Here is a 16,754-nt window from a genome sequence, read left to right on the forward strand (position 1 = left end):
CATGAATTTAAAATATAAATTAAATAAAGTAGTTTTTGGATCTGTCTTGGCAGCTTCACTTTCTATGACATCATGTGTTGGTGATTTAGATACTACACCTATTGATGACCGTGTAGAAGTGAGTGATAATGTATATAGAGATCAAGAAAACTATATTAAAGTATTAGGTAAAGTATATGCAAACCTTTCTTTGTCAGGACAAAAAGGTCCATCTGGAGATGGTGATATCTCAGGTATTGATGAGGGGCACGGTCAATTTTTAAGAGGTTTGTTTTACGCTATGGAATATCCAACTGATGAAGCAAATAACTGTTGGCAAAATGAATATGATTTGTCATTTGGTTACACTACTTTAAGTTATGCAGCTTCAAATGGATATGTTTCAGCTTTGTATAGTAGAATATTTATTGGTGTCTCTTATGCAAATGAATTCTTAAGGGAATCTACTCCATCAAAGTTATCTTCAAGAGGTATTACTGATGATGCCTTCTTAAACGAAATCAAAGAATATAGAGCTGAAGCAAGATTCTTAAGAGCTTTACATTATTGGTATGCTATCGATTTATTTGGTAACGTTCCTTTTGTAACAGAGGCAGATGCAGTTGGTAGTTTTAATCCAGCTCAAAAGAAAAAAGCTGAGGTTTTCCAATACATCGTTGATGAATTAGTTGAAATTACTGATGGTTCTGGAGATGAAAAACTTTCAGAAACAGGTGAGTACGGACGTGCTAATAAGTATGCAGGGTACATGTTATTATCAAAGTTATTCTTAAACAAGAATGTTTACACGTATGATTATGATAATTCTAGCTCTTTACCTGATCGTTATCCTTCAGGACAAACTGCCGATTATACAGAGGCAGCTCGTTATGCTAAATTAGTAGTAGATAATGGAGGATATACTTTAAGCTCAGAATACATGGACAATTTCAGAGCAGATAACAATTTATCTCCTGAAATTATCTTCTCAGTTCCATGTGATGGTACTAATACTCAATCTTGGGGAGCTATGACTTTTGTTCTTTCAGCTTCATTATGGACAGACTGGGCTGACCTTGAAGGCAACTATGGTACTACAGGTGCTTGGGGTGGTCATAGAACTACTGAAGAATTTGCAAGTAAATTTGCTGGGACAGATTCAAGATCATTATTTAATAGAGAATTAATGCGTCCTGAAAATGATGATATTTTTGATTTTAAGAGTGGTGTAGGTGTAGTTAAATACTCTAATTTAATGGAGGATAACACTTCTGGCTCAAATAAAACACACCCTGATACAGATTTTCCATTATTTAGACTAGCTGATGCAATGCTAATATATGCAGAAGCAGTGGCTAGAGGTGGTAGTGGTGATAGAACTATTGCAACTGATTACTTAAATCAATTAAGAACACGTTCAACTCAAGGCACTATTGGAGCAAATTGGGCATTGGAAGATTTAATTGACGAAAGAGCAAGGGAATTATACTGGGAGTGTCATAGAAGAACTGACTTGATTCGTTTCGGTCTATTAACTTCTTCGGAATATGTATGGCCTTATAAAGGTAATTCAGAAACAGGTACAAGTGTTTCTTCAAACAAAAACTTATTCCCAATTCCTGCTGACGAACTAGGAGCTAACCCTACTTTAGAACAAAATCCTGGTTACTAATAAATCAAATTGAAAGACAATGAAAAATATATATATATATTTATCTCTCTTAATTTTTGCTTTTAGTTGTAAAGATTTAAGAGAACCAGTTTTAGGAAGTTCAGATGATTTTACATCACCTGTGATCACTTCCGGTCCATCAGAAGGTGGACAATACCTTCTAGTTGAAGATAGTGCATCAACTGTGTTTGCAACTTATAATTGGTCTGAAGCTGATTTCGGTATTGCAACAGAAGTGAAGTATCAAATACTAGTGAAAGCAGTTGATGGTGAAGATGTACAAACTATTGCAACTGTGACACAGAGTGATACTACAGCTTCACCAACAGTTGAAGAATTAAATGGAGCCCTAGCTGCTTTAGGTTTAACGCCAGAAGTAGAACATCCAGTGGAGACTTGGGTATCAGCATTCTTATCTGATACAAATTCAGATGATGTTGATTTTATTACTCCTTCTGAAAAAATCACTTTTAATGTTACTCCTTATTACCAACCAGTTATTACAGGTAACTCTTTAGGAGTACCGGGTGATCATCAAGATTGGAATCCAGATAATGGGAAAACTGTAGTCGTAGAAGTAGAAGCAACATCGAATAATTTTGTTGGTTATCTTAACCTTAATAACAACTTTAAATTTGCTACGGGTCCAGGTTGGGATGGAACAAATTATGGTTTAGGTACTGCTGCTGCTGATAATTTATCAGGTAGTCTTGATACTGATCCAAATGCAGGTAACATCGCAACTCCAACTTCTGGAGACTACTATATCTCAATGAGTACAACAGGCCTGACTTATACATTAACGCCAATGAATTGGATGGTTGTGGATAATGATGGAAATGAAGTTGCTACTTTAGGTTATGTAAGATCAAAAGTACGTTGGGAAGCATCTGTAGATATGGACCCTGCTAAATCTTACTTCTTTAAAGGAGATGACGATCATTTCTTTGGTGCTGGTGAAGGTAACCTTCTTGAGTTCCAAGGTACAACAGGTATGACTGGAGACGGTACTGTAAAAATGATCATGACATTGATCAATCCTGCAGAACCAGTTTACTCAATTTTAGGAAAAGAGCCTATTACTGTTCCAGATATTACTTCACCTTCGGCCGGAGATGCATTTACACTTTCTGAGGCTGATTTCTATGCACCAGCAACAACAGTTAATTGGACAGCATCGATTAGAGGTACTGAGACACCAATTAATTACAGAGTGCAAGTAGGAGACAATGTGTTAGCACAAGTTGATGGAGGTACTTTAGAAGCAGTTCTCAAAACTTCAGACCTAAACAAAGGTGCTTTATTCTCAGGTGTAACTCCAGGTGCAGCAGGAGATGTTAATATTAAGGTAGTTGCTATCTTTGGTGATGGTGATACAGGTGAGTCTTCTGAAATAGCATTATCAGTTACTCCATTCCAAATTTGGTCAATCATTGGTTCAGCTACTCCTGGAGGATGGGATGCTGATACTGAAATGACAGTAGTTTCAGGCAATTCATATAAAATTCAAGTAAAACTTGTTCAAGGTGAAGTTAAATTCAGATCTAATTATGCGTGGGATACAAACTATGGTGGAACAGGTGGAACGCTTGTTTCAGGAGGTGATAATATCCCTGTTTCTGAAGATGGTTGGTATGAAATCCTTGCTGATTTTGATGCATTGACTTACTCAATCGTGAAAATGACTTTACCAAGTGATGATTATTGGGGTATTATTGGATCAGCAACACCAAATGGTTGGGATCCTGATACTGATATGGTATATGATTCAGGTGCAGGAACATGGACTTATTCAGGCTATTTAGCAGCTGGAGAGTATAAGTTTAGAGCAAATGATTCATGGGATTATCAAATGGGTAAAACTGCTGATTCTGATGATGTGTTGGAAGGTGGTGGAAACCAAGCATCAATATCTATTGATACTCCTGGAAATTATACAATCACATGTACATTTGATAGAGATTCTAATAGTGGTACTCATTCGAGAACAAGTAACTAATGAAAATCTTTAATTAACATATAAAACAGCCTTTTTCTATATTATGAGAAAGGCTGTTTTTTATACCCATAACATTCAACCGGTTGCGCTACGGGTTTCCTTAAATAACTGATAATAAACTTGTTGTATTGTTATTAATTCATCTTGAATTTGACTAAATTTAAATGTTTAACTTACAATTTTGACTAGTAGACCCTTTAGTATGAAACAAACTTTATCAACTTTATTACTATTTATATTATTTATAAATCATTTATTTGCACAAGATATAGTACCTTCTGTAAATCCAATTGTTGCGTCTGAAGAAGTCACTTTTTCAATTGATGTATCAGGCAATAATCAATTAGAAGGTTTGACCGAAGCTTGGGCTTGGGTGTGGGTTCCTGATGGTCCTGGTGCAGCGACTAATGTAAGTCCAGCTACTGACAATGAAGATGCTGCAAAGTGGACTAACTTGGGAGATAATAAATGGGAAATAACTTTTGTACCGACACAATTTATAGGAGCTTCAGCTGATGAAATTCCTCAAATTGGAATTATCTTTAAAGGAAAAGATTGGAGTGATGGTCAGACATCAGACTTTGTCTTTGAAGTGATAAAAGAAGGAGGTCTTAGTGTATCAATTGATTCACCTTCAGCAGGTGATATTTTGGAACAATATGAAGAACACACTATTAATGTTTCTTCAACTATTTCTTCTAATCTAGAGTTATATGTAAATGGATCAAAAGTAAAATCTGAAGATAATGCGAGATCACTTACCTATGGTTATTTTGCGAATTCTGCAGGACAATTAGATTTAGAAGCAGTAGCTAGCGTTGATGATTTATCTGATACAACAAAAATTTCTTTTTTTATCAAGCCAAATTCAATTCCTGAATCAGATAGGCCTGCTTATGCTACTCATTTAGGCCCTAATTATAATGGATCTGAAGTAACATTAGTATTACAAGACCCTGCAAAACTTAAGGAATTTGTTTACCTAATTGGTGATTTCAATGATTGGACTCCAACTGAAGGAAGTTTAATGCAATTGGATGAAGAAGAAGATGCAAATTATTGGTGGTTAACAATTGATACATTAGACGTAGATCAAGAATATGTTTATCAATATTTAATCGATGGATCTCTAAAAATTGCAGATCCTTACACTGAAAAAGTTTCTGATCCATATGATGATAAATATATCAATCAAGATTATGAGAGATACCCCGGTTTAATTGAGTATCCATCTAACAAAACGGATAAAAGAGCTTCAGTTCTCCAAATAAACCAACCAACATATACTTGGCAAAATACTTCGTTTGAACCTGTTCCTTTAGCAGAAGCAGTAGTATATGAATTACACATTCGTGATTTTGTAGAACAAGATACCTATGAAGAAGCTATTCAAAAGTTAGATTACATTAAAGCTTTAGGGGTCAATACAATTCACCTAATGCCAATAAATGAATTTGAAGGAAATGACTCATGGGGTTATAATCCTAATTTCTACTTTGCTCCAGATAAATACTATGGACCAAAAACGAAGTTGATGGAATTCATTGATGAAGCACATGGTAAAGGGATTGCTGTTGTAATAGATCTAGTATTGAATCACTCTTTCCATTCTTCTCCAATGGTTAGAATGTATAATGATGATGGTGAATTCGGAGATCCATCATCAGATAATCCATGGTTCAATGAAAAATCAAATTTCACAAATCCAGGCTTACAATGGGGTGCTGATTTCAACCATGAAAGTGTTTATACACAAGCTTTGGTGGATAGTGTAAATGCCCATTGGATGCAATATTATCATGTAGATGGATTCAGATTTGATTTTACAAAAGGTTTTGGTAATAACCTGAAAACTGGAAGTGATGAGTGGGGAAGTAGATATGATGCAGACCGAGTTCGTTTATTGACGAGAATGAATGATGAGATCATAAAAAGAAATCCTAATGCTTATGTAATTTTTGAGCACCTTGCAGATAATGATGAAGAGCAAGAATTAGCCGAAAATGGAATTTCATTATGGGGTAATATGAATCATAATTTTAGAGATATTGTAAAAGGTGGCAATTCTGATATTTCTTGGCAATCTCCAAAATCAAGATCAATGCCGACGCATGGTGTAATGTCCTATATGGAATCACATGATGAAGAAAGGTTAATTTATGATTCAGAGAATTTTGGTACTGAAAACCAGACATATGATTTAAAAGAATTACAAAATGGTATTGACAGAGAAAAATTAGCTTCTGCGTTTTTCTTTATGATTCCTGGTCCAAAATTAATCTGGCAATATGGAGAAGTGGGATATAATGTCTCTATCAATCAAATTGAATATCAAGGCCAAGTTGATGATGGATACAGAACAGCTCGTAAGCCTCTTATTTCTGAATTTGATACTGAAAATGATGAAATTCGCCAACAGTTATATGATACTTATGCTGCCTTGCTGAAATTGAGAAATGATGAAAACTTAGGAGCCCTTTCTAGTGATGATTATTCTTTCTCATTGGGAGGACTTGTAAAAACGGTTTCATTAAATGGAGATAATGTTAAAGTTAAAATAATTGGTAATTTTAATTTGACACCACTAGAAGAATACACATATGACTATTCAAATGATGGTTCTAATTGGTATTCTTACTTTGAACAAGGGAAACAATACGATGCAAAGGCTAGTTTGACACTAAATCCTTCTGAATTCATTGTATTGGTCAATAAACCAATGGATTATCCTCAAAACGGTTTAGTCACTGGATTTATGCCAATGGTTGAAGTAACACCATATGGTTTTACTGAAGATGATGAAATTAAAGTATATTTCAATCCAGCTCAAAGTGATCAAGAATTTGGTTCAACAATTACACTTACTGCAGGTGTTGTTTTAGATGAAAAAGGTTCTGGTAACATTACAAATGAAAATTCTATGACTATGTCTCTTGAGGGAGATAAATATGTCACATCATTTACACCTCGAGATTTTTTAAGTATTGGAGAGGAGGAATTACCTTATGAACTTGCCTTATCATTTTCTGATGGTAATCAAGCTTCTGAAGGACCAGTATTTATTGATTTCGAACAAAACAACACAAGCCTTTACTTAGTAGGAGATGTTTTAGATATTAATTGGACACCTGCAAATGCATTAGAAATGTATCCTGATGGTAATGGAGGGTTTTATACTGATGAGATAAGTCTTACAAAAGGTGAAATCTTTAAGTTTATTGATGAGCCATCTTGGGATGGAGGTCAATGGGGGTATGCAAGCCCTGGAAAACTAAAAGAAGCAAAAGGAGAAGGTGGAGATATTCCTGTAGAAGTAACAGGTACATATATTGTTAGAGCAAATATTAATAATCTAACGTATACCTTAGATGCTATTACTGCTATTGAGGAAAATGAACTTTCTCAATCAGTAGTTGTTTTTCCAAATCCAACTACTTCATTTGTGAATATTCAAGGAGAAACTTTAGTAGGAGAGATTACATATCAGCTAAGAGATAATACGGGTAGAGTATTGATGCACGGGAATGCAAACGTAAATGGAGCATTATCTCTGAATTTAGATGCCTATTCAGATGGATTATACTTTTTAGAGGTGAATACTTCAAAAGGAAAAGTAGTGAAGAAGATTATGAAGCAATAGCTTTTTATTTTAAAACGTATAAAAAACCGAATCATATCTAAGTATATGATTCGGTTTTTTTCTTATTAAAATTAGGATTTAAACAGTTTCAGAAAATTCTAATAATTCTTCTTTAGAATCAAAGATTGTTCCTAAACTGCCTCTCAATAATTTAATATAATAATCTTCAGAATCGTTTTCAAGAGGAATTCTTAAGGTAATTACTTCACCAGTTATCACTTCCAGAACAATTGATAATTGATATGTATTCAAATAATCAATCCAAGCTGTATTAATTTTTAAAACTTTTCCTGGTGGATAATCGTTGTTATTGAAAATAATCCACTTATTTAGCATTAAGTCGAAAATTGAATAATAAATTGACATAAAAAATAAAGTTATATATAGATAACGTGGTACTTTTAAAAGTATTCTATTATTTTACTTTTTTAATTTAATTTTAAGGATAAAAAATTACTTTCTGTCGAAAATCTAGAGCATATTATGGCTAAAAAGCGCAAACAATCGAACAAAAAACTTTACTCTATTATATCAGTAGTTGTTATAGTAATAATAATTGCAGGAGTTTATTTTAATTCAAATAAAGAAAAATCTACAAAAGTAGAGTTTGCAGTTGCAACAAAAGGAACTATTACTGAAAAAGTATCTGCCTCAGGACGTGTTCAACCGATTAATGAAGTAAACTTATCTTCAGAGGTTTCAGGTGAAATTAGAGAATTATATGTTGAAGAAGGTGATTCTGTATTTGAAAAGCAGCTTTTAGCTCAAATTAGACCAGATAACTTCCAATCTGCTTTAGATCAAACAAGAGCAGCATTAAATGCTCAAAAAGCTCAATTAGCTCGTTCAAAAGCAGATGAAGCACAAAATCAAGCTAGATTACGTCAAGCTGAATTGACATTCAAAAGAAATGAAAAACTTTGGAAAGATAAGGTAATTTCTGACCAAGATTATGAAAATAGTAAAGCTGAATTTGAAATTGCTCAAGCGAATTTAAAAGCAGCAAAAGAAAATGTGAGAGCAGCTGAATACAATGTAAAAAGTAGTTTAGCTCAAGTTGATGATGCGAAAGAAAGCTTAATGCTAACGAAAATATTTTCTCCAATGTCAGGAGTTGTTTCAAAACTATCTGTTGAGAAAGGAGAAATGGTTGTAGGTGCTCGTCAGATGTCCGCTACTGAATTAATGCGTATTGCCAATCTTGCTGAAATGGAAACACGTGTTGATGTAAATGAAAATGATATTATTCGTATTCATGAAGGAGATACGGCTATTATTGATGTAGATGCATATTCTTACAGAGATTTAAAATTCAAAGGTGTTGTAACAGCTATTGCAAATTCAGCAAATGAAACTGCAAGTACGGATGTAGTGACTGAATTTGAGGTGAAAATTAAAATCTTGCCTTCTTCTTACACGAATTTACTTGCTGAAAATAAATCTAAAGAATCACCTTTTAGACCAGGTATGACTGCCTCTGTAGATGTAATTACGCAAACGAAAAGTAATATCTGGATTGTTCCATTAACTTCTGTTACAACAAGAAAACGTTTCGAATTAATGGAAAAAAAAGAGGATGAAGAAGGAGATGTAGTAGCAAGTGTTGATGGAATGAGTAGTTCTGGTAAATCTGCTAAAGATAATGAATTGGAAGAAGTGGTTTTTGTTTACAATAAAACAACTCAGAAAGTTGAAGCTAGAATAGTCAAAACTGGAGTAAGTGATTTTGAGAATATAGAAATCATTGATGGCATTTTTGAAGATGATGTAGTTGTTAAAGGGCCATTTAGAGTTGTTTCAGAGACTTTATCAAATGGTGATAAAGTTGAGGCGATGAGTAATGAAGAAGCCAATAGCAAGCCTTGGGAATAATCACTTAATATTTTTATAAACAAAAAAGACTTTGTATAATTAATATTTATGCAAAGTCTTTTTATTTTTTAATTTAATCTACATTAGTATGACTGGAACTACCAAAGCTGTAAAAGCGCCATTAAATAGAGGACAAAAAAATATATTCTGGGCCATTTTTTTAGCTGTTATCACGTTAAATATTTATGGAACTTCTCAAGATAATATCTACCTAATACATTTTAGTAAGCCATTTATTGTTCCATTTTTAGCAATATATTTTTCTACAACATGGAAAGAGAGCTCTGAAAATTCTATTATATACAAAAGTATGATGATTGGTTTTTTCTTTGCTTGGTTAGGAGATTTATATATGATGTTTAGTCAAGATCCATTTGTCTTATTACTTGGGCTTGGTAGTTTTTTGGTTTGTCATCAATTGTATATTGTCGCTTTATTTTTTGCTAGTGTAAAAGACAATTATAAATTAGTAATATTTATTTCCTTTCCTTTATCTATTTTAGGTGGATATTTAGGAATTTATATTGCAGAAGGTAATGAATTACTTTTTGCACCAGTATTAGTATATAGCATAATAATATCAGTAATGTTTTCTTTTACTTTGATTAGATGGATTATAGTTAAAAATATATGGGGATTAATCACTTGTTTAGGTGGAGCCTTATTTATTATTTCAGATATAATGATTGGATTAAAAAACTTTAAAGGAATAGCTATCTCAGAAGTTTATATCATGATATTTTATATACTTGCACAAGTATTAATTACTAGAGGAATGCTTTTCGAAGGAGATAGGTCATAAAAAAAAAGAAACACCTTTAAAAAAAGGTGTTTCTAAACAATATTATCGTCAAATGAATAGAGTGTGTATATATAATATTTTATTATCGTTTTTTCTATGTTCTGATATATAGACAACTCATTTCGAGAGGTGGACAAAAAAATATTAATTTTTTTTTAAAAAAATTATGAGTGGAATTTATTTACATGTTCCTTTTTGCAAAAAAGCTTGCCATTATTGTGATTTTCACTTTAGTACATCGCTGAAAACTAAAGAGTTAGTACTAGAGGCAATGCTTCAGGAAATTAGAATGCAAAAGGAGTATTTTTATTCACCAATTGAAACAATTTATTTTGGAGGAGGTACTCCATCTATTCTTTTGACAGAAGAAATTGATTTATTATTAAACGAAATTCATAAAAATTTCACTGTCAATAATGAAATAGAATTGACATTAGAGGCTAATCCAGATGATTTAAATGTTAAGAAATTAAAGGAGTTAAAAGCTATAGGTATAAATCGATTAAGTATTGGATTACAATCTTTTCATGAGCCGCATTTGAAATTAATGAATAGAGCTCACAATGCCCACGAAAGTGAAATGTGTGTGAAATTAGCTCAAGACGCTGGTTTCGATAATCTGACAATTGACTTGATCTATGGTATTCCAGCAGATAATCACTCCATATGGCATAATGATTTGCAAAAAGCCATTGATTTAAATGTACCTCATATATCGTCTTACTGCTTAACAGTAGAACCGAAGACAGCATTGGGGAAATGGACTAAATCAGGGAAGTTTACACCTGCCGACGATGAATTTGCTGCTCTTCAATTCGAATATCTAGTTGAAACTTTAAAATCGAATAATTATGATCATTATGAGATTTCAAATTTTGGTAAACAAGGCTTTTACTCAAAACATAATAGTGCGTATTGGCAAGGAAAACCATATGTAGGGATCGGTCCAGGTGCTCATTCTTTTGACGGTTCAAAATCAAGACAATACAATATCTCTAATAATCCAAAATATTATAAATCAATATTAGAGAAAGGGGTCTTAGATTGTGAAATAGAAAATCTAAGTCGGGAAGACGGGATTAATGAATACCTCTTGACTACACTAAGAACAAGTTGGGGTTGTGATTTGAATCATTTAAAAAATATCTATGATTTCGATTTACGAAAAGAAAGAATCGAAGAACTAGAAAAAATGGATAAATCAGGGTGGTTGACTTGGAGAGGAGAGAAGTTGGTTTTATCTGAAAAAGGGAAATTATTCGCAGATCAGATTGCTTCTGATTTATTTGAATAAAAAAGGGTTTGCTTAATCGATAAGCAAACCCTTTTTGTATATATATAAAACTGATGATCTCTTACATCATGCCTGGCATACCACCACCCATTGGAGGCATAGCAGGAGCTGCAGCACCACCTTCTTCTTTTTCATTAGAAACTACACAATCAGTAGTTAATAATAAAGAAGCAACAGAAGCAGCATGCTCTAAAGCAAGACGAGTTACTTTTGTAGGGTCAATAACACCTGCAGCTACTAAGTCTTGGTACTCTTCAGAACGAGCGTTGAAACCAAAGTTTCCTTCACCTTCTAAAATTTTGTTTACAATCACTGAAGCTTCTAAACCAGCATTTCCTAAGATAGTTCTTAAAGGAGCTTGGATAGCAGTTTTGATGATTTGAACACCAATAGCTTCGTCCGCGTGAGCAGTCTCAACTGAATCAAGAGTAGCAGCAGCACGTAATAATGCAGTACCACCACCAACGACAATACCTTCTTCTACTGCAGCACGAGTTGCAGCTAAAGCATCATCTACTCGGTCTTTCTTCTCTTTCATTTCAGTTTCAGTTGCAGCACCGATATAGATAATTGCAACACCGCCAGCTAACTTCGCTAAACGCTCTTGTAATTTCTCTTTATCGTAGTCTGAAGTAGTGTTTTCGATTTGAACACGGATTTCAGCAACACGAGCAGCAACAGCATCAGCAGTACCAGCACCATTTACAACAACAGTGTTATCTTTGTCGATGATTACTTTCTCTGCTGTACCTAACATATCGATAGTCGCATCTTCTAGTTTCATACCAGTCTCATCAGAGATTACAGTACCACCAGTTAAGATTGCGATGTCTTGTAACATTGCCTTACGACGGTCACCAAAACCTGGAGCTTTAACAGCTGCAACTTTTAATGCACCACGGATTTTGTTTACTACTAAAGTAGCTAAAGCTTCAGAGTCAACATCCTCAGCGATGATAACTAATGGCTTACCAGTTTGAGCAACAGCTTCTAAAACAGGAAGTAATTCTTTCATTGTAGAAACCTTCTTGTCGTAGATTAAGATAAATGGAGTTTCCATATCAGCTTCCATTTTCTCTGTGTTAGTTACAAAGTATGGAGATAAGTATCCACGATCGAATTGCATACCTTCAACAGTTTTTACTTCTGTTTCAGTACCTTTTGCTTCTTCAACAGTGATCACACCATCTTTACCTACTTTTTCCATTGCTTCAGCGATCATTTTACCGATCTCAGCATCATTGTTAGCAGAGATTGTTGCTACTTGCTCTACTTCTTTGTTTGTTTCAACAGTTTTTGAAGTGTTTTTTATTTCAGCAACGATAGCTTTAACAGCCTTATCGATACCACGCTTCAAATCCATTGGGTTAGCTCCAGCTACTACGTTTTTGATACCTGTAGTGAAGATAGCTTGTGTCAATACAGTAGCAGTAGTAGTACCGTCACCTGCTTCGTCTGCAGTTTTAGAAGCTACTTCTTTTACTAATTGAGCACCCATGTTTTCGATTGGCTCAGCTAATTCGATTTCTTTTGCTACTGAAACACCATCTTTAGTTACGTGAGGTGAACCAAATGATTTTTCTAAAATTACGTTACGTCCTTTTGGTCCTAAAGTAACTTTTACTGCGTTCGCTAATGCGTCAACACCTTTTTTTAATCCTTCGATTGCTTCAGTATCGAAATGAAGATTTTTTGCCATAATAATAAAATATTTTTAGCGCGAATTATATTCGCATCGTTATTGTAATAATATTGTTTAAAGTGTGATTTTAGAGTTCACTTCTCAGATTAAAGTCAATTATACGATAGCCAAGATGTCAGCTTCTCTCATAATTAAATAATCATTTCCATCTAGGTTTAATTCAGTACCTGAATATTTACCATAGATTACAGTATCACCAACTTTTACTGTTAGTGGTTCATCCTTTGTACCATTACCCACAGCAACAACAGTTCCTCTTTGTGGCTTTTCTTTAGCATTGTCTGGAATAAATAATCCTGATGCAGTTTGTGTTTCAGCTGCCGCAGGCTCGATAAGTACTCTATCTGCTAAGGGTTTAATGTTTACTTGTGACATTTTAATCTATCTATTTTTAAAGTTTTATATTCAAAAAGTTTATTGAGATTTTTATATTCTCCATACCGCTTTTTGCATGAAGTATGCCAATCTAAATAGAGTGCTTATTTTGTCATATTTTCTGCCAAAGAGACAGTTTTTTATTCGGATATATTAGTTTCGATAAACGGTATATATCGAAATAAATTACGTAATCTATTGATTATTAATAGAATGTGTGTAGTGGGATAATCTGTAATATTGTCGTGTAATAAATGTTAGAAGAGATTTGTGTGTTGTTAAGCCTTAAAATCATGCTGTTAAGTATAGAAAAAATGCTGTTTGTCGAAATAATTAATATCTAAATAAGTGTTAATTGTACATTCATGTAGATAATTATCACTTTTACAATTTTTTATACACACTAAATATCTACTATAAAAACTGAGATTGCTAACTATTATTGGCCATTCTCTTTTTTCACTTACATCTCTAGCACAATCTTTCAAAGTTACAGGTGTAGTTAGTGAAAATGGATCGCCTTTACCTGGTGTCAATGTCGTACTTAAAGGAACATCTACTGGTACAATGACTGATATCAATGGAAATTTCACATTACAAGCAAAAGAGGATCGTACGTTAATTTTTAGTTTTGTTGGCTACAAAACACAAGAAATTGCTATTAACAATCAGTCTTCAATTAATCTATCTATGGAGGTAGATGCTGAACAATTAGATGAGATTGTAGTAACTGCCTTAGGAGTCGAAAGAAGTTCTAAAGGATTGACCTATTCCACGCAAAGTGTAAACTCAGAAGAGTTGAGAAAAGTAAAAGATCCCAACCTAATGAATAGTTTATCTGGTAAGGTTACCGGTGTAAATATTTCTAGATCTTCTTCAGGTGCAGGTGGTTCTGTCAAAGTGCTTCTAAGAGCTAATACTTCTGCAAATGGTTCTAACCAGCTATTGTATGTGATTGATGGTATGCCATTGACTAATTTCTCATCTCAATTAGCAAATGATACATGGGGTGGTCGTGATTCTGGAGATGGTATTTCTAACTTAAACCCAGAAGATATTGAAAGTATCAATGTTTTAAAAGGTGCCGCGGCTTCTGCTTTATATGGATCTCAAGCAGCAAATGGTGTAATTTTAATTACAACTGAAAAAGGCCAAAAAGGGCTGTCAAAAGTAACTTTCTCATCGAATTTTACAGCAGAACAAGCTTATAAATTACCTAAGCTTCAAAATGACTATACTGGATTTGCAGATGATGGTACTTATGGAGAAAAATCATGGGGTAGAGCTACTCAAAGTGGTGATTCATTTGCTGATGTAAATGACTTTTTACAAGGAGGAACAACTTTTATCAATTCATTAGCAGCTACGCATGGTGGAGTAAATTCACAAATTTATTTTTCATATGCCTATTCAAGTTCGAAGGGTATTTTACCTACAAATTCATTAGATAAACACAACTTCACCGTTAGGTAGTCTTCTAAGTTATTTGATGGTAAATTAGAATTAGATGCAAACATAAATTACATGCATCAGAACGTGAAAAATAGACCTGTATTCGGTTTATATAATAACCCTTACCAATCTTACTTATTATTCCCAAGAGGTGTTGATATTAATCAATATAAAAATGGTTATGAAGTTTTTGATGACAAGAGTAATATTCCTGTTCAACAATGGCATGCACTCAGAGATATTAATCAAAACCCTTGGTGGTTACTAAATAGAGCTAAATCAGAAGAAGTTAGAAAGAGATTAATCGCTTCTGTAAAAGGAAAATATAATATTTATGATTGGCTTTGGGCAAAAGGTCGTGTGAGTATTGATCAAACGAAAGACACTTTTGAGAAAAAGTTTTATGCAACAACTCAAGCAACTCATGTTGCTGAAAATGGTCGTTATTTGAATACAGGCTTAGATAACACTCAAATTTATGCAGATGCGATTTTAAACATGTCGAAATCATTTGGTGACATTAATGTTAATGCATTAATAGGGGCTAGTATTACGCATAATCTATTAGAAGGTCAAACTTTGGATACAAAAACGGGTGGAGAAGGTTTATTAATTCCTAACTATTTTACAGTTGATAATATTCACCCTTCAAGTACAGTTAGACCAGCTGGAGTGTATTCTGAAAAACAACTACAATCCGTTTTTGCTTCTGCTCAACTTTCATATAAGGATTTCTTATTTTTAGATTTAACAGGACGTAATGATTGGTCTTCGTCACTTTCTACTTCATACTTCTATCCATCAGTAGGTTTAACTGCTGTTCTTAGTGAAGTCATTAGTTTACTAGAAGGTTTTGAGATGGCAAAAGTAAGAGCATCTTATACACAAGTGGGTAATGATGTTCCTGCTTATGTAACAGCACCTGGAACTAGAGAGGTGGATGGTACAATCCAATACAATACACGTGAACCTGTTTATAACTTAAAACCTGAGCTTTCTTCTTCTCTTGAATTTGGTTTAGAACTAGACTATAAAGGAAAGGTATACTTAGACTTCTCGTATTATAACACAAATACAGAAAATCAATATTTTGAAATTGCAGCTTCACCAACTTCTGGATATTCAACAACTTTAGTAAATGGAGGTGTTATTCAAAATGGAGGTGTAGAAATGATGTTGACATTAATCCCTGTTAGTACATCTGATTTTACTTGGTCAACAACATTAAACTTTGCTAAGATTACAAATGAAATTATAGAACTTCATGAATCTGTTCCTGAGTTTGTTATTTCGGATGGTGTTGTGAATAACTATATGTCAAAAATTAGAGAAGGTGGTTCATTTGGTGATCTTTACTCTTACAAAATGAAGAGAGACGAGAACGGCGAGGTTGTATTAAGTGATCAAGGTTTGCCTGTACCAACTGATGAAATAGTACTTGTTGGTAATCCAAACCCTGATTGGCAGTTAGGATGGAGTAATACATTAAACTATAAAAATTTCTCTTTTAGCTTCTTAATTGATGGAAAATTTGGTGGAGAAGTAATGTCTATGACTCAAGCTATTTTAGATGAGTATGGCGTATCTCAAGTTACAGCAGATGCTAGAAACAATGGAGGTGTAAATGTTGGAGGAATAATGGTTCCCGCTGCAGATTATTATAATGCAGTAGGTGGTAGAGGGGGTATGCTAGGAGAATATATTTATGACGCAACAAACATTCGTTTAAGAGAAGTTTCTCTAACGTATTCTCACCCATCAGACTTAGCTTTCTTTAAAAATCTATCTGTATCATTGGTTGCTCGTAACTTATTCTTCTTCGCATTAGATGCTCCATATGACCCAGAAGTAACAATGTCACCAGGTAATGGTCTCCAAGGTGTAGACATCTTTGGTATGCCTACAACAAGAAGTTATGGAGCAAACTTGAAGTTTAGTTTTTAGTCAAGAGATTATTTAGAAATACT

11 protein-coding genes are annotated in these 16,754 nt (G+C 33.7%); 8 read left to right on the forward strand and 3 right to left on the reverse strand.

From position 1 onward, the window contains the following. The first annotated feature begins 1 nt into the window (after position 1). The 3 genes from ACXAHM_RS12115 (at position 2) to ACXAHM_RS12125 (ending at position 7,290) form a co-directional block, all read left to right on the forward strand. Entirely contained in the window at positions 2-1,651 is a 1,650-nt protein-coding gene (locus ACXAHM_RS12115) for a RagB/SusD family nutrient uptake outer membrane protein (RefSeq protein WP_474960704.1), read from the forward strand. A gap of 19 nt (positions 1,652-1,670) precedes the next feature. Continuing rightward, positions 1,671-3,650, forward strand: a complete 1,980-nt coding sequence (locus tag ACXAHM_RS12120; protein ID WP_474960705.1) for a SusE domain-containing protein — start codon at positions 1,671-1,673, stop codon at positions 3,648-3,650. A 202-nt stretch (positions 3,651-3,852) separates the two neighbouring features. Beyond that, complete coding sequence (locus tag ACXAHM_RS12125; RefSeq protein ID WP_474960706.1) at positions 3,853-7,290, forward strand: alpha-amylase family glycosyl hydrolase; 3,438 nt, start codon at positions 3,853-3,855, stop codon at positions 7,288-7,290. A gap of 78 nt (positions 7,291-7,368) precedes the next feature. Here ACXAHM_RS12125 and ACXAHM_RS12130 read toward each other — a convergent pair whose 3' ends face one another. After that, the gene (locus ACXAHM_RS12130) at positions 7,369-7,656 is read right to left on the reverse strand and encodes a hypothetical protein (protein ID WP_474960707.1); all 288 of its coding nucleotides are present in this window, start codon (positions 7,654-7,656) and stop codon (positions 7,369-7,371) included. Positions 7,657-7,773: 117 nt separating this feature from the next. Between ACXAHM_RS12130 and ACXAHM_RS12135 the strand changes: the two genes are divergently transcribed. The 3 genes from ACXAHM_RS12135 (at position 7,774) to hemW (ending at position 11,258) form a co-directional block, all read left to right on the forward strand. After that, on the forward strand, positions 7,774-9,162 hold the full coding sequence (locus ACXAHM_RS12135; protein WP_474960708.1) for an efflux RND transporter periplasmic adaptor subunit: 1,389 nt from the start codon (positions 7,774-7,776) through the stop codon (positions 9,160-9,162). A gap of 88 nt (positions 9,163-9,250) precedes the next feature. Further along, positions 9,251-9,964 (forward strand): lysoplasmalogenase, encoded by a 714-nt coding sequence (locus tag ACXAHM_RS12140; protein ID WP_474960709.1) that lies wholly within the window; start codon positions 9,251-9,253, stop codon positions 9,962-9,964. 166 nt (positions 9,965-10,130) lie between these two features. Continuing rightward, positions 10,131-11,258, forward strand: coding sequence for a radical SAM family heme chaperone HemW (gene hemW, locus ACXAHM_RS12145; protein ID WP_474960710.1), 1,128 nt, complete (start codon positions 10,131-10,133; stop codon positions 11,256-11,258). Positions 11,259-11,319: 61 nt separating this feature from the next. Here hemW and groL read toward each other — a convergent pair whose 3' ends face one another. Next, entirely contained in the window at positions 11,320-12,957 is a 1,638-nt protein-coding gene (groL, locus tag ACXAHM_RS12150; protein ID WP_474960711.1) for a chaperonin GroEL, read from the reverse strand. Positions 12,958-13,056: 99 nt separating this feature from the next. Continuing rightward, positions 13,057-13,335, reverse strand: a complete 279-nt coding sequence (locus ACXAHM_RS12155) for a co-chaperone GroES (protein ID WP_474960712.1) — start codon at positions 13,333-13,335, stop codon at positions 13,057-13,059. 429 nt (positions 13,336-13,764) lie between these two features. Between ACXAHM_RS12155 and ACXAHM_RS12160 the strand changes: the two genes are divergently transcribed. Then, positions 13,765-14,808: a carboxypeptidase-like regulatory domain-containing protein gene (locus tag ACXAHM_RS12160; protein WP_474960713.1), complete on the forward strand. Its 1,044-nt coding sequence runs from the start codon at positions 13,765-13,767 to the stop codon at positions 14,806-14,808. A gap of 51 nt (positions 14,809-14,859) precedes the next feature. After that, entirely contained in the window at positions 14,860-16,731 is a 1,872-nt protein-coding gene (locus tag ACXAHM_RS12165; protein WP_474960714.1) for a SusC/RagA family TonB-linked outer membrane protein, read from the forward strand. Positions 16,732-16,754 lie beyond the last annotated feature (23 nt).

The organism is Flammeovirga sp. AWQ4_249 (assembly GCF_056161045.1).

Excerpts from the sequence above, each read along its gene's own strand:
- ACXAHM_RS12115 (WP_474960704.1), top strand. The coding sequence starts at position 2 with ATGAATTTAAAATATAAATTAAATAAAGTAGTTTTTGGATCTGTCTTG.
- ACXAHM_RS12120 (WP_474960705.1), top strand. The coding sequence starts at position 1,671 with ATGAAAAATATATATATATATTTATCTCTCTTAATTTTTGCTTTTAGT.
- ACXAHM_RS12125 (WP_474960706.1), top strand. The coding sequence starts at position 3,853 with ATGAAACAAACTTTATCAACTTTATTACTATTTATATTATTTATAAAT.
- ACXAHM_RS12130 (WP_474960707.1), bottom strand. The coding sequence starts at position 7,656 with ATGTCAATTTATTATTCAATTTTCGACTTAATGCTAAATAAGTGGATT.
- ACXAHM_RS12135 (WP_474960708.1), top strand. The coding sequence starts at position 7,774 with ATGGCTAAAAAGCGCAAACAATCGAACAAAAAACTTTACTCTATTATA.
- ACXAHM_RS12140 (WP_474960709.1), top strand. The coding sequence starts at position 9,251 with ATGACTGGAACTACCAAAGCTGTAAAAGCGCCATTAAATAGAGGACAA.
- hemW (WP_474960710.1), top strand. The coding sequence starts at position 10,131 with ATGAGTGGAATTTATTTACATGTTCCTTTTTGCAAAAAAGCTTGCCAT.
- groL (WP_474960711.1), bottom strand. The coding sequence starts at position 12,957 with ATGGCAAAAAATCTTCATTTCGATACTGAAGCAATCGAAGGATTAAAA.
- ACXAHM_RS12155 (WP_474960712.1), bottom strand. The coding sequence starts at position 13,335 with ATGTCACAAGTAAACATTAAACCCTTAGCAGATAGAGTACTTATCGAG.
- ACXAHM_RS12165 (WP_474960714.1), top strand. The coding sequence starts at position 14,860 with ATGCATCAGAACGTGAAAAATAGACCTGTATTCGGTTTATATAATAAC.